Source organism: Mesorhizobium sp. RSR565B (genome assembly GCF_054719465.1).
In genome coordinates this window covers 2,199,214-2,211,518 of sequence record NZ_JBTTIE010000001.1, presented here as the reverse complement: position 1 = coordinate 2,211,518, position 12,305 = coordinate 2,199,214, and the positions used below count along the sequence as shown (strand labels likewise).

Here is a 12,305-nt window from a genome sequence, read left to right as displayed (position 1 = left end):
GGAGGAGCGTTACGCCGCCTGCGCCACCCGCTCCGACATCATGCGGTAGGAAATCGCCTCGGCCAGGTGAATGCGGCCGACGGTTTCTCTGGCTTCGAGATCGGCCAGCGTGCGCGCGACTTTCAGCACCCGGTGATAGGCGCGTGCCGAAAAGCCGAGCTTTTCGCTGGCGTCCTTCAACAGCGACAGGCCGGCGGCATCCGGCATCGCGATGTCCTCGATAACGGATGGCGAACAATGCGCGTTGGTGGTCGCGCTGGTGACGCCGAGCCGCTCGAAGCGTTCGCGCTGGATGGTGCGGGCGCGCGCCACGCGCTGGGCGACGGCTGCACTTTTCTCCGCTCGGTCGGGCCGGATCAGGTCGGCGGCCGAGACCGCCGGTACCTCGATCCTGAGGTCGATGCGGTCGAGCAACGGGCCGGAAATGCGCGCCTGGTAATCGGTGCGGCAGCGTTCGCCGCGCAGGCAGCGATAGCCGGGCTCGCCGGCCATGCCGCAACGGCACGGGTTCATCGCCGCCACCAGCTGGATGCGCGCTGGATAGGTGACGCGGTGGTTGGCGCGCGCGATCATGCAGTCGCCGGTCTCCAGCGGTTGGCGCAGCGCATCCAAGGTCTGCGGCGTGAATTCGGGAAACTCGTCGAGGAACAGCACGCCGTTATGGGCAAGCGATACTTCGCCCGGCCGCGCCCTGATGCCGCCGCCGACCATTGCCGCCATCGAGGCCGAATGGTGCGGGGCGCGGAACGGCCGCCGGTCGGTGAGCTTGCCTTCGCCGAGCTCGCCGGCCACCGAGGCGATCATCGAGACTTCAAGAAGTTCCTTCGGTGCCAGTGGCGGCAGAATTGAAGGCAGCCTCTGCGCCAGCATCGATTTTCCCGAGCCGGGAGGCCCGACCATCAACATGTTATGGACAGAGGACCCTCACTCTTGTAAGGCCCAGCCCATGACGAAACACGCGCCCCGCGCCCCGCTCACCAACCGACCCAAAGCCTACTCCTACGTCCGTTTCTCGACGCCGGAGCAAGAGCGTGGCGACAGCTTGAGGCGACAGACGGAAGGGGCAGCACGATACGCCGCGCTTCACGGGCTCGACCTCGACGACAAGCTGACGTTTCGAGACCTTGGCGTGTCTGCCTTCAAGGGCGCGAACGAAGAGACAGGGCGTCTGGGCGAGTTCCTCGCTGCCGTCGAGTATCAGGACATCAAGGCGGGGAGCTACCTCCTCGTTGAAAGTCTCGACCGTCTGAGCCGGCAGAAGCCACGCAAGGCCGTCAAGGTGCTGGAGCGGATTTGCGAGGCCGGGATCACGGTGGTCACGCTCGATGATGGGCGCGTCTACACCGAGGCCGTTCTGGACGATGACCCTACGGCGCTCATGGTCGCCCTTCTGGTGGCAGCCAGGGCGAACGAGGAGAGCGCCAAGAAGGGCCGGCGCGTCGGGGAGGCATGGGCCAACAAACGGCGCAATGCGGCCACCAAGCCGTTGTCTGCGCTATGCCCCGGATGGCTCCGCCTCAGGGAGGACGAGACGGGTTTTGACCTCGTACCAGAGCGGGCCGAGGTCGTGCGCCGGGTCTTTGACATGACGTTGGCAGGCAGGGGGCAGCACGCGATTGCCGAGGCGTTCAACAGGGAAGGTGTCCCGATGTTTGGCCGTGGCAGTCATTGGCACCGGAGCTACATCAAGAAGATGCTGGCCGACGCCTCGACCATCGGAGCATTCACACCCCACCGCGTCGAGACCGTGGGAGGTAAGAAGCGGCGCATTCCAACCGAGACCGTGGAAGGGTATTTCCCTGCCGTGGTCGACCATGAGGTGTTCGAGAGGGTCAACGCCCTATCCAGCGGGAGGAGCGTCAGGGAGGGCAGCAGCGCCATGGCGAACATCCTTGCGGGTCTAGCTAAGTGCCCGAAGTGTGGGGCGACGATGACCCGTGTCAACAAGGGCGGCAAGAAGGGTGGGAGGCCTTACTTGGTTTGCACCACGGCCAAGGCTGGAGCCGGTTGCGAATACCGACAGGTCCGCATTGAGGACGTTGAGGCAGCGATCATCGACAAGGCCGGATGGCTGAACGCATCGCTACCAGCCACGGAGGGAGCTTTGCAAATGGAGCTGGAGGGGGCGAACAATCTGGACATGGCGGTGAGTGACGAGATTGAGAACGTAGTCGCGGCCATTGGCCAGACGGGGCACTCGCCGGCATTGCTCGACCGCCTCAGGCAGAACGAAGCAGCGCGGGAGGACATTCGCCGCACCATTGCAGGCCTTGAGCGGCGCATAGCGGACACCCTGACGAACCGCGTTCAGGTGACTGCGGCGCAGTTTGTAGATGCGACTGAGGCCGAGGAGCCGCGAAACGTGGCGCTTATTAACGCGACCCTGAGGCAACTCTTCAGCAAGGTCGAGGTGGACTGGCCGAGCGGGCACCTTGTGTTCCACTGGAAGCATGCTCCGGGGGAGACGACCGGGGTCATGTACGCGTGGCCGAGGGAGGATGGTTGAGAACGCCTTCCGATGATTGCACGGGACCTCTCCTTAGCGCACAGTGCTGCTTGTAGTTGAGGTAAAGTAATGGCCAATCTTCCATCGTCGCCGCCCCAAGAAGCTGTAGTCAGCGGGCTTCGCAATCCCGGCGTTCTGGCCGACTACAAGCCCGAGTTCAACGGGAAGAAGTTCAAGTGTCCACGGTGCAGCGTTGTTGCTGCGCAAATCTGGACGGGCGTGTTCAAAAAGAACGCGAAGAAGACCATCAACGGCTATGTGGCGATGGACGCAATGATCACCGATCTTGGCCTTTCGACCTGTGACGCATGCAGTGCCAAGTGTCTGTGGTTCGAGGGCCAATTGGTCTATCCGTCTCAGGCGATTGCCCATCAGGTTCCTGAGGATTTGCCAGCAGAGGTACGAAAGGACTTTGAAGAAGCGGCGGCAATCGCCAGCGCAAGCCCGAGGGCGGCGGCTGCCCTGCTCCGAATGTGTATCGAAGGGCTCTGTAAGACGGTCGCCGGCAAGGACACATTCGAGGATGCCATAGTGGAACTTGAGCGGCAGGGCATTCCGACGCCGGTCACGGTGGCAATGGACGTTGTCAGGCTCACGGGAAATGAGGCACTGCATGGCGGAAGGCTCTACGGTTCCGATGACGCAAAGACCGTGTCGACCCTGTTTCGTCTGGCCAGCTTGATTGTGAGTTGGGCGATCACAGAAAGGAAAGAGTTGCAGGAACTGGTCTTGAACATTGGCCCCGAGAAATTCGCCGCCATTGAAGAGCGGCGGAGGAAGGCTGCTGAGAAAGCCACCAAGGGCAAATGAGGAGGCCGAGCAGGCGTCGAAGTCATCCAAACGGCCACCTGCGATTGAACGCCTTGTCGAGCCGCTCCTTACTGATGTCGGGGGTCCTGCCGTCAGCTAAGGCAGAGTGAAAGTCCTTATAGTACTGCCTCTTGTGGGCTCTGTAGTCGGAGCGATTGAGGAATTTTACCTGAAGTAGGAACAGGTTGTTCTCGATCATGTGAGCGTCTTGGTTAAATCCGTCGAAGCTGTCGAGGAACGTCTTTAATTCGACTTGCCCCTCCACCGCTTGTAGGGCCATGGCCGTCATCGCTTGCGCATCCCGATACTGGCTCAACACGGCGGACAACGTTTCCCAGCCGATCATAGGCATTCGCTGGATGAAGTACTTTGAATGAGAGAAATCCATGTTCTTGAGGGTCAGCAGCGTAAAGTCAAACGCGCTTTCTTCCCCTAGAGTGACGCTTTTCTTGACGCCTGCCCTAACTGCGAGAATGTCTCGGACAATCGCGACTTGCAGCGAAATAGAACCCAGGTCTGCTATCACAGTCTGGATCAACGCCACCACACCCTCGTCTGTTTCGCGCTGCTTTCTTCGGTTTGAAAGATAGTGGTTGAACAAGGCACCAAAGAAGAAGCCCAGAAAGGCAGAGACGATTGTGGCTGTGGGCTGCAGATAGATTTGTGGAAGGTTCATCGACGAACTCCCTTGCTGGGCAACCCAAGGCATACCATTGGACTTGCCGAGGCGCGACGGGTTCCGGCATCATCGCCAAATCTTCCAGAAAAAAATGTCCGAGGGTGATCGGATAACAGGCACGCGCGCCGACCCCCCGTACCCGGTCAGGTTCTATCGAAGAGCCCAGACCAGCGGCGCGGACGACTGAGCCTTCCACTACCACAGGGCAACAGCCCCGACGCATCCGGCCTCACCAACCCCTTGATTTCGTCTATGGCATTGGGTAGTTTATGGCATTGCTACTGCACAGCCATAAGGATGAGCCATGAATGTCTATGGGTACTGCCGCGTTTCGACCTTTGAGCAGGCCAACTCAGGCGAGAGCCTTGAGACCCAAAAGCGAGCCATCGAAGGCTACGCGATGATGAAGGGCTGGACCATTACGGAGACTTTCGTTGAAGCCGGCGTGTCTGGGTCCATCCCGTTGGCCGACCGCCCAGAGGGTCAGCGGATGTTGGCCGGGACAGCGTCTGCCGACATCATCATTACCCCAAAGCTCGACCGCATGTTTCGCAACGCGACCGATGCGCTTGTGACGCTGGAGGAGCTGAAGGGTTCCAAGGTCGAGTTGCACATGCTGGACCTTGGTGGCGACGTGTGTGGGAACGGCATCTCCAAGCTGGTGTTCACGATCCTGTCAGCCGTGGCCGAGAACGAGCGAGACCGCATAAGGGAACGCATCAGGGACGTTAAGCGGAGCATGGCCTCTCGGGGCCTCTATAACGGCGGCAAGAAGCCTTTCGGGTTTGATGTCGTGGGAGAGGGCAAGGACAAACGGCTGGTGCCGAACGGGGCAGAGCAGGCCACCCTCGCCAAGATGGTCGCGATGCGCAACGACGGAGCGAGCTTCAATAAGATTGGCGCTGCGGTCCGTATGGACATGAAGACTGTCAGCCGCATCCTTGCGAGGCAGGCAGCCGAATAAGGCCTCCACGAGGACTACGAAGGCGATTTGCTCCCTTCGGGCCATACCCCTTCCACTAGCTACGGAACGCAAATACGCGCGCTCTGCCGTGGCGATTTCGAATAACCCACCGACTAGCACCTACGCAACGCTCTTCACCCAGACCGACCATCCTGTAGCAGACCCGACAGGCACCCTCGTTGCTCCTTCCGAGCGCGTCTGAAGGTGTCGCCGCAAAGCGTTCGCGCTCCGCGTTCGGGGTGGTCGGTCTTGATGAGGCGCGGAGGCTTCGCAGGCATCGCGGAATGTTCAGACGCGTGTCTGCCTATCCGTGTGTTTCAAGGGGGACAGGTTCAACCGAAGACCATTTAACGCAGAAAGGAAGCGACGAAACATGAGCGAAGACCAAGGCAATCTGCCCTACCTGAGGACCATCAAGAAGGCCGTTCAAGGCCATGTCGGGGCTGGCTCAAGGGACCCAATACGAGACGCGATCAGCGACACCTACCCAGGCACCGGCGAGACCATGGCATGGGCCAATAGAGCGTGGCTCATGGGCGAGACCGAGGAGCCCAATGACGTGTGGGTCAAGTGAGCGCTGGGGACGTCAGAACGATCCCGATTGCCGACATGGTGGTTGACGACCTCCTCGACGGAGAGCGGACCCAGATCAGGACCAAGACATCTCCGGCCAAGGTCAGGGAGTATGCCGGCGTGATCGAGACGTTCACAGGGCAGGACGATCACGTTGCTCGAGGGTTCCCGCCTGTGGACGTTGAGGAAATCGTCAGGGAAGGCGGCGGGGTCACCTTCTGGCTGGTCGACGGGTTCCACCGCGTGGCAGCGGCCAAGCGAGCTGGAAGGACCCATATCGAGGCCCGCGTGGTGCCTGAGCGGGACCATGAGGCGCGGCTTGTCGAGGCCGGCAAGGCGAACCTTCACCACGGTATCCCGCTGAAGCCGAGCGAGAAGAAAGCCCTGCTGAAACGCTACATCAAGGCAGGGCTTCACCGGGAGGCAGGCGCGCGTGGCGGGCGACACAAAAGGCAGCCATTCAAGTCATCCGAAGTGATCCGCAGGGAGATCGGAGGGTGCGCTGACAGGACATTCTGGAAGTGGCTTAAAGAGGTGAGCCCGAAGACGTGCCGAGCGTTATTTGAGCAAGAGAATGAGGGCATGAAGCCGTTCGACAATGAAGATGGAGAAGAGCTACAGCTTGATGAGGACACCATGAAGAATGAACAGGTGCTGCGGGACATTCAGAAGGCGGTCGAGTTTATCGACAACCTTCACAAGACCCTGACATTCGACACTTATCGTCGGATGGCGGCGGAAATAGTTCGCGAAGGGGCGGATAAGGTGACAGCTAGAGTGCCCGATCCGTTTGCCTGAGAAGCTGCTCCCAGAAATTTCATGTATTGGGCCGGAAACATGCCCCAAAATAGCGTCTAAGTAATTGAAATCGTTGAGGTCGGATGAGTGAAGTTCTGCACCATCCTGCACCCAGAATGGGCTAAGACGAACTTAGGCCTACGACCGGCATCGAAAGGAGACAATGAACCCAGATGAGAAAGCGTTGGTCACGCTGCGGTTGCCCGGATGGGACCCGAACGACCACGTAGACCGATACGTCACCCATGAGACCGTTACGGCGTTCATGGCGCAATACCTCGACCAGCATCCCGACGGCATCTCGACCATTGAGCATGACCATGTGCGAGGTTGGCAGGGGCTGGTGAGTGAGATCGGCAGTTGCGTCTATTGCGCGACCGCGTTCCAGATCATGCAGGCGCATGACGACCCCGCAGGGCTGACCAACAGGGAAGTGCTGTTCTTGGTCATGACCTCCACCACGTCCGAGAGCTTCACCAAGGCCGATTGGGACCAGATGGTTGCAGGCAAGATTGCCGAGGCCAAGGTCCGCCAGGACGAGGACAGGCGGGGCAAGCGGCACAAGCACGGCCATGACGACAGAGCCGAGCGTGGAGGTCGGGAGCGGTTGACGCTCGACCGACTACCGGGCCAGCGGGTGATACCCGACGAGGCCCTTTCACAGCGCGCCAAGATGCGCCGAACGAAGTCACTGAAAGCAGCACAGGAGCGAAGGAAATCGAGACGAATGATAGCGCAAGGCATCGTGGTCCAGCCGAGCAAGGATGAGTGGCGGACAATGAGCCCGACCGACGTCAAGCAATACCATCAGACGATTGACCGGCTGGTTGCCATGGGCACCCTCGACCCGTTCGCGGTGGACGAGATCGAGAACCCCGAGGGGTCACCGATTGCGTATCTCTACCGAATGGGCCGGATGACCGCCAAGGGCGACCGGGCATGACGTTCGATGACATCAGGCGGCGGGACTGGGTGGCGACCTATCCGACACGAGAAGCGGCCCTTGCCTTGGTCGAGTGGATCAAGGCCGACGACTGGGAAACGACCACCAAGCTCGACCGAAGGCTCGCGGGGATCGGCATCATTTGGACCGACGATTTCTGCACGGCTGCCGAGCGATGTTTCGAGGTCTATGGCTATCCCGAACTGGAGGCTGTGGCCCGTGCCCGACGCATAGCCGAGGTGTCGATGAGACCCAGCCACACAGCGCCGCGCGGAGGGGTCGCCGGAGGCAGCGACGGCGTTTCCCGACCGTCAACCACAGCCACACCTAACGCGCATCCTGAGGGCTCTACGGCACAGGACACCTACGGGTTCACCCGTCGGGCATAGCGCCACCACCACCACCCCACCACCAAACCTACCGCACCTTGGAGCAATGACGCGCCGGGGCGACCAACGACGACCAGAAGGAACGAATAACATGACCCAGTATGACGACAACCCGAACAAGTACCAGACCGACAACACCCTCGTGGCTCAGGCCATGTTCCGGGCTCAGGAAGCACAAGCAGAAGCTGACAAGGCCAAGCAGCACGCGGTTGCTGCCGAGGCGACAGGGCGGGCCAAGCAGGAAGAAATTGACCGCGCTGTCGAACTGTCGATGTCCAAGTTCAACCAGCAAATCGCCGCCCAGCGCATGGGCGTGAAGACCCAAGGCGCAATCCGGTCTCAGGACGTCGGGGTTGTGCCGCCCATGGCTGAGATCGAGAAGACAACGGTCAAGGTTCTCGGCGGTATCGAGGTCTCTTACCAGCAGGCCAAGGACATGGCCGAGGTCGGGCAGATCACGCAGGCAGAGTTCAACAGGGCCGTGGTTGACGGGTTGGCTGCCCGTGGCTACGCGGCACCACGGGGTTTCAGGTAACCACGGGGGCCGAGAGTGACGGGGCGGTCGATGCCGCTCCGTTGCCTACCGTGGATGACAAGGCTGGCGAGGCCGACGAGGCGTTAGACCTCGACACCGCCGACCCTGCCGAGATCGAGGCGATTGCAGATCAGGCGATCACGACGTTCAACGAGACAGTGGACCGCGACACGGCGGAACTGATCGTGGCCAAGTTCACCCTTGACGGGACGCTCGACGCAAACGTCGTCGGGGTTGATCAGCAGACCCTCGACGCGACCGTGAAGGCATTTGAGAACCGCATGACGAGCGAATGCTTGGCACCTGTCGGGCTCACCCTCAGCGACTACCTCGACTGCTGTGACGAGGCGGACCTTCCGGCTATCCGCTCGCTGGTCGTCAGGGGCGATTGGAAGGCCATCGCGGAGCATGCCCAGCGGATCAGAACTGCACTCAACAACCAAGGAGACGAATGAACGATGACCTTCCCTGCCCCCGATGTGCCGCCCCAAGAGGTGTGTCGGGGCGGGTCCTTTGGGACAGAAATCGCTCCACTGGGGCGACGTCTCCGCTAAGGGAACAGTTCCGCTAACGCATTGAATTTATTTGAATTGACCCGTCTGACGGGCCGCCCCTATGTCTGTCGGGCTGCGCCGTGTTGGGGTGGCACAAATTAGGAGCAGACCAGCATGGAAGTTGACTTCACCAATCTAGGGGCAGCGGTAGCAGCATGGCAGGGCGACTTCCTGCGGGATGTCAGAAACGCGCAGGGTGAAGACCAAGCCAAGGCTACAGCGGCGGACTTGAAAAATGATCCGTGGCTGGCTGTCCAGTGGTATGTCGAGGACGTGAGACGGGGCCTAAGTGCGGCTTGAGAAGGCCTTGATGAGGCGAGGGTCTTTTGTACACAGCATGAACAGATTGTGGCCGCCGGCCGCCGCCACTTCCAGCGCCCGCTTGGCGCTTTCCTGGCCCTTGATGTCGGAAAGGTCGGGCAGGTCGCGGGCCGAGACATGGATGCCGGGCTCGGGCCGCGACAGCACCTGCGTGCCGCGAAAATGATTGGCGATGGCAATCAGGCTGCGCGGCGCCAATATGTCGAAATCCTTGCCCGCCCAGGCCGCTTCCGGCCCGCAGCCGAACGGGCAGATCAGGCCTTTTCCCTCGGCATTGGCGCCGATCGCCGCCGGCAGCGCGCCGGCCACCGCGGCAATGGTGCCGTCGAGCGACAATTCACCCAGCACGACATAAGACGCCAGCATATCGCCCGGAATGGCGCCGAGTGCCGCCATCAGGCCGAGCGCGATCGGCAGGTCGTAATGGCTCCCTTCCTTGGGCAGGTCGGCAGGCGCCAGCTTGACCGTCACCTTCTTCGACGGCATCGACAGGCCCGAAGCGTGCAGCGCCGCCTGCACCCGCTCGCGGCTTTCGGCCACCGCCTTGTCGGCCAGGCCGACAATCTGCATGCCGACCTTGCCCGGCGCGATCATCACCTGGACATCGACCGGTACGGCCTCGATGCCCTGGAAAGCAACCGTGCGAACCCGCGCCACCATCTTGCTCTGCCCCCGGATATCAGCTCGCCTCGGCCTCGTGGTTCAGACCGCGAGCGAAGTCAGGGACAAGACAACCATAGATTTCAGGCCAAGGCAAGAACATTACAGGAACATGCGATCGTGGTTGCAGCGCGCTGTGCCGGTTGCAAAAACGGAAGATGGTTAAGCCAAATGGAACGGCTGCTCCGCCTCCTCGACCGCGTTAACAAGCGCCTAGGCCCTTCGGCAATCTGAGGGTGTTGCTTCTAAGCGGTGATGAAGGCATCGACCGAACCTGAAAGCGATCGATCGATCGCGACCTGCGGTGGAAGCCACTCCATGACAGGATATCTGAAAGGCCAAGGCAGGGCGATCCGGCGCGAAGAGCCGCTCTCCAGAAAAATCTCGTTTACAAGGTCTATGAACCGCCCGCGGTCTCGTTCGATTCGTTTCAAAGTTTGCGAACGAATGTAATCCCGGGGAATTCGTCGCTCCTTCAGCGCTAAGACAGCCTCCGCGATGGATCGAGGATCGGGTGGAACTGTAAGCGAATAGTCATCATCCAGATAAAGGTCTCGGCCGCCATGGTTCGGCGTCGTGACCACTGGAAGCCCCGCGAGAAGATATTCCGTGCTTGCGAACATTGGTCCTTCCAGGTGAGAGAGACAGATTCCCACGGCTGCACGATTTAGATGCGTGTTCACCTGAGCCGGTGCCAATCGGACAGGCTTGCCGGTGCCGTCAAACTCGTTGATAAAGACGTGATGCGGCGCGAGCTCCCTATGCCGATTTATTCGCGCTCTTTCCGACTCCGTCGTGGAGGATCCGCTTGAATCTCGATAGAAGACAAATGCGCAACGCTGGATGCCAAGCGACAAGTCATGGCGCTTCCACGGAGCCAGCTGCGCATTGTAGATTGCATCAAATTCTACAGGGACGTCATCGAGAGGCCTGAATATGTGTTCGGAGGTTGTTGACGTCTTGTTGTGCAGGACGGCGGCCTCGCCGGACTGGTTCAACAGATCAGCCTCTGCCTGAGTGTTGGATAGGAAGATTAGCGAGTGACGGGGGTTCTTGAGTCTATGCAGAACGGCATAGGTCCGGATGGTTTTGACGCTAGCACTGTTTTCGATGGACCAGGTTGGCGAGATGAGAAACCAGGCGCGGTGGCTGCGTGGACGGAAAGGCATATGACTTGCTAGTCCGAGCGGCGTACCGGACATTCCCGAATAGATATGAACGGATCGTCCGACAGCAAACTGGCCTGAAGAGCAGGTTGCGACTTCGCGGAAGGGTGCCCTTTTCTGAGGTTGTGGCCATGACGCAGCATGGCTCTGACAATCTCGAATTTGGTAGGAGGGCGATACCCGTGCTGTAGGGTCAACATGCGGCAATTGCGATCTTGAGTGCGGAGAAAAACTCGCTTCGATAGAGAGAAATCTGGCAAAGAAACACCGCCAGTTGATCGACGGAATATCTCAGGCGATCAAATCTGGTGTACGGAGAAGCGCCTCTTGAAAGAAAACATCGTCCCAAGCGGAGCTGGTTCTCACATCGCGCTACCAACCGTATCCGTTTGCGTAGGCTGTTTCAATCAAGAGGCATTCATCGACACTGCGATCCGATCCGTAGCGGCGCAGACATACACTGCGTTCGAATGCGTGGTGGTCGATGATTTTTCGACCGACGGTTCCCGCCGAAGGATTGAAGAGTGTCTGTCCCAGCTTGGCGACAGTCGTTTCCGCTTTCTGCCCCGACTGCAAAATGGCGGGCAGTTGACAGCAATGATGACCGGGCTTGACGCGACAGCCGGGCCCCTGATCTCGTTTCTTGACGGTGACGATGCTTGGCATCCTGACTTCATAGAATGCCATGTGAGAGCGCATCTCAACCAAACCCGTATCGCGGCAATGTCGAGCTCCGATGAGGTGGTGATAGATACGGCCGGCAACCTGCTTGCGGGCGGTCATCCCGTATTCCACCTGAACGACCCGCGATCGATGCCGAAAATGAGCGGCTACCTGCATGTCGACACCGAAGCTGACCCGACATTATTATTTATTGATCGGGGTACCGTGGGTTGGTTTTGGTCAACCACATCGGGGATGATGTTTCGTCGAGCTCCGCTTGAAATCATGCGTCCATCCGATCCGGACGAAATAAGGATATGTGCCGATGGTTATATGGCTCGTGCCGCCCATATGATCGGCGGAACCGTGAGGATTGGGCGGGCTCTTGGCAGTTATCGGCTTCACGGCGGCAATGGCTGGGCGGACGGGCGCATCCTGGGTACCGGAGTTGGCCTCGGCAGGATGTCGCCTGATACTGAAATAGCGATACGGCGGGCACTGGCCAATCGTTGGTGCGAAGTGGCGCCGGGACTGGCGCATTTAATCTCCCGCCACTCAATGCGCAGGACCTTGGTCGACCTGATCGGACTGTCTGCGGCTTTTGCATTGCTGGAAAAGAACTCCGATGCGGGTTTTCTGCTGAAAGACTGGGCAACACCTCAGCGAAAATTGCAGACCAGACTTATCGGTCTCCTTCCTCCGAAACTGAGGCCTCGGCGCTTCCGGGACATAGTTTGATTTGAT

Annotated in this window: 13 protein-coding genes and 2 pseudogenes; 11 read left to right on the top strand and 4 right to left on the bottom strand. The window is 60.0% G+C overall.

Features of this window, described 5'->3' with window-relative positions:
* Positions 1-9 precede the first annotated feature (9 nt).
* Positions 10-912: pseudogene (locus tag ACYG9R_RS10675) on the bottom strand (YifB family Mg chelatase-like AAA ATPase); the annotation flags it as partial.
* A 34-nt stretch (positions 913-946) separates the two neighbouring features.
* On the opposite strand from ACYG9R_RS10675, the gene ACYG9R_RS10670 reads away from it, so the two are divergent.
* Both ACYG9R_RS10670 and ACYG9R_RS10665 read left to right on the top strand, forming a co-directional pair.
* Positions 947-2,506, top strand: a complete 1,560-nt coding sequence (locus ACYG9R_RS10670) for a recombinase family protein (RefSeq protein ID WP_023824032.1) — start codon at positions 947-949, stop codon at positions 2,504-2,506.
* A gap of 69 nt (positions 2,507-2,575) precedes the next feature.
* Complete coding sequence (locus tag ACYG9R_RS10665) at positions 2,576-3,316, top strand: DUF4145 domain-containing protein (RefSeq protein WP_023824031.1); 741 nt, start codon at positions 2,576-2,578, stop codon at positions 3,314-3,316.
* A 22-nt stretch (positions 3,317-3,338) separates the two neighbouring features.
* On the opposite strand, the gene ACYG9R_RS10660 is transcribed toward ACYG9R_RS10665, so the two are convergent.
* Positions 3,339-3,992, bottom strand: coding sequence for a hypothetical protein (locus ACYG9R_RS10660; protein WP_023824030.1), 654 nt, complete (start codon positions 3,990-3,992; stop codon positions 3,339-3,341).
* Between the two features lie 307 nt (positions 3,993-4,299).
* Here ACYG9R_RS10660 and ACYG9R_RS10655 point away from each other — a divergent pair, with 307 nt between their 5' ends.
* From ACYG9R_RS10655 to ACYG9R_RS10620, 8 genes are all read left to right on the top strand, one after another.
* On the top strand, positions 4,300-4,959 hold the full coding sequence (locus tag ACYG9R_RS10655; protein WP_023824029.1) for a recombinase family protein: 660 nt from the start codon (positions 4,300-4,302) through the stop codon (positions 4,957-4,959).
* A gap of 373 nt (positions 4,960-5,332) precedes the next feature.
* Positions 5,333-5,533, top strand: a complete 201-nt coding sequence (locus ACYG9R_RS10650) for a hypothetical protein (RefSeq protein ID WP_023824028.1) — start codon at positions 5,333-5,335, stop codon at positions 5,531-5,533.
* Between the two features lie 35 nt (positions 5,534-5,568).
* Positions 5,569-6,330: a ParB N-terminal domain-containing protein gene (locus ACYG9R_RS10645; protein WP_023824027.1), complete on the top strand. Its 762-nt coding sequence runs from the start codon at positions 5,569-5,571 to the stop codon at positions 6,328-6,330.
* 163 nt (positions 6,331-6,493) lie between these two features.
* The gene (locus ACYG9R_RS10640) at positions 6,494-7,273 is read left to right on the top strand and encodes a hypothetical protein (RefSeq protein ID WP_023824026.1); all 780 of its coding nucleotides are present in this window, start codon (positions 6,494-6,496) and stop codon (positions 7,271-7,273) included.
* Entirely contained in the window at positions 7,270-7,662 is a 393-nt protein-coding gene (locus ACYG9R_RS10635; protein ID WP_023824025.1) for a hypothetical protein, read from the top strand. The genes ACYG9R_RS10640 and ACYG9R_RS10635 overlap by 4 nt, the downstream gene beginning before the upstream one ends.
* Before the next feature lie 91 nt (positions 7,663-7,753).
* Positions 7,754-8,197 (top strand): hypothetical protein, encoded by a 444-nt coding sequence (locus ACYG9R_RS10630; RefSeq protein ID WP_023824024.1) that lies wholly within the window; start codon positions 7,754-7,756, stop codon positions 8,195-8,197.
* A gap of 50 nt (positions 8,198-8,247) precedes the next feature.
* Positions 8,248-8,652: a hypothetical protein gene (locus ACYG9R_RS10625; protein WP_023824023.1), complete on the top strand. Its 405-nt coding sequence runs from the start codon at positions 8,248-8,250 to the stop codon at positions 8,650-8,652.
* A 213-nt stretch (positions 8,653-8,865) separates the two neighbouring features.
* Complete coding sequence (locus ACYG9R_RS10620; RefSeq protein WP_023824022.1) at positions 8,866-9,051, top strand: hypothetical protein; 186 nt, start codon at positions 8,866-8,868, stop codon at positions 9,049-9,051.
* A 33-nt stretch (positions 9,052-9,084) separates the two neighbouring features.
* Here the strand turns inward: ACYG9R_RS10620 and ACYG9R_RS10615 are convergent.
* Together ACYG9R_RS10615 and ACYG9R_RS10610 are read right to left on the bottom strand one after the other, a co-directional pair.
* Positions 9,085-9,732: pseudogene (locus tag ACYG9R_RS10615) on the bottom strand (magnesium chelatase domain-containing protein); the annotation flags it as partial.
* Positions 9,733-9,977: 245 nt separating this feature from the next.
* Complete coding sequence (locus ACYG9R_RS10610) at positions 9,978-10,730, bottom strand: glycosyltransferase (protein ID WP_155923264.1); 753 nt, start codon at positions 10,728-10,730, stop codon at positions 9,978-9,980.
* 495 nt (positions 10,731-11,225) lie between these two features.
* On the opposite strand from ACYG9R_RS10610, the gene ACYG9R_RS10605 reads away from it, so the two are divergent.
* A complete protein-coding gene (locus tag ACYG9R_RS10605) occupies positions 11,226-12,299 on the top strand; it encodes a glycosyltransferase family 2 protein (RefSeq protein WP_196813593.1) in 1,074 nt (357 codons plus the stop codon).
* Positions 12,300-12,305: the final 6 nt, after the last annotated feature.

Coding starts and splice junctions, on each gene's coding strand:
- ACYG9R_RS10670 (WP_023824032.1), top strand. CDS start 947: ATGACGAAACACGCGCCCCGCGCCCCGCTCACCAACCGACCCAAAGCC.
- ACYG9R_RS10665 (WP_023824031.1), top strand. CDS start 2,576: ATGGCCAATCTTCCATCGTCGCCGCCCCAAGAAGCTGTAGTCAGCGGG.
- ACYG9R_RS10660 (WP_023824030.1), bottom strand. CDS start 3,992: ATGAACCTTCCACAAATCTATCTGCAGCCCACAGCCACAATCGTCTCT.
- ACYG9R_RS10655 (WP_023824029.1), top strand. CDS start 4,300: ATGAATGTCTATGGGTACTGCCGCGTTTCGACCTTTGAGCAGGCCAAC.
- ACYG9R_RS10650 (WP_023824028.1), top strand. CDS start 5,333: ATGAGCGAAGACCAAGGCAATCTGCCCTACCTGAGGACCATCAAGAAG.
- ACYG9R_RS10645 (WP_023824027.1), top strand. CDS start 5,569: ATGGTGGTTGACGACCTCCTCGACGGAGAGCGGACCCAGATCAGGACC.
- ACYG9R_RS10640 (WP_023824026.1), top strand. CDS start 6,494: ATGAACCCAGATGAGAAAGCGTTGGTCACGCTGCGGTTGCCCGGATGG.
- ACYG9R_RS10635 (WP_023824025.1), top strand. CDS start 7,270: ATGACGTTCGATGACATCAGGCGGCGGGACTGGGTGGCGACCTATCCG.
- ACYG9R_RS10630 (WP_023824024.1), top strand. CDS start 7,754: ATGACCCAGTATGACGACAACCCGAACAAGTACCAGACCGACAACACC.
- ACYG9R_RS10620 (WP_023824022.1), top strand. CDS start 8,866: ATGGAAGTTGACTTCACCAATCTAGGGGCAGCGGTAGCAGCATGGCAG.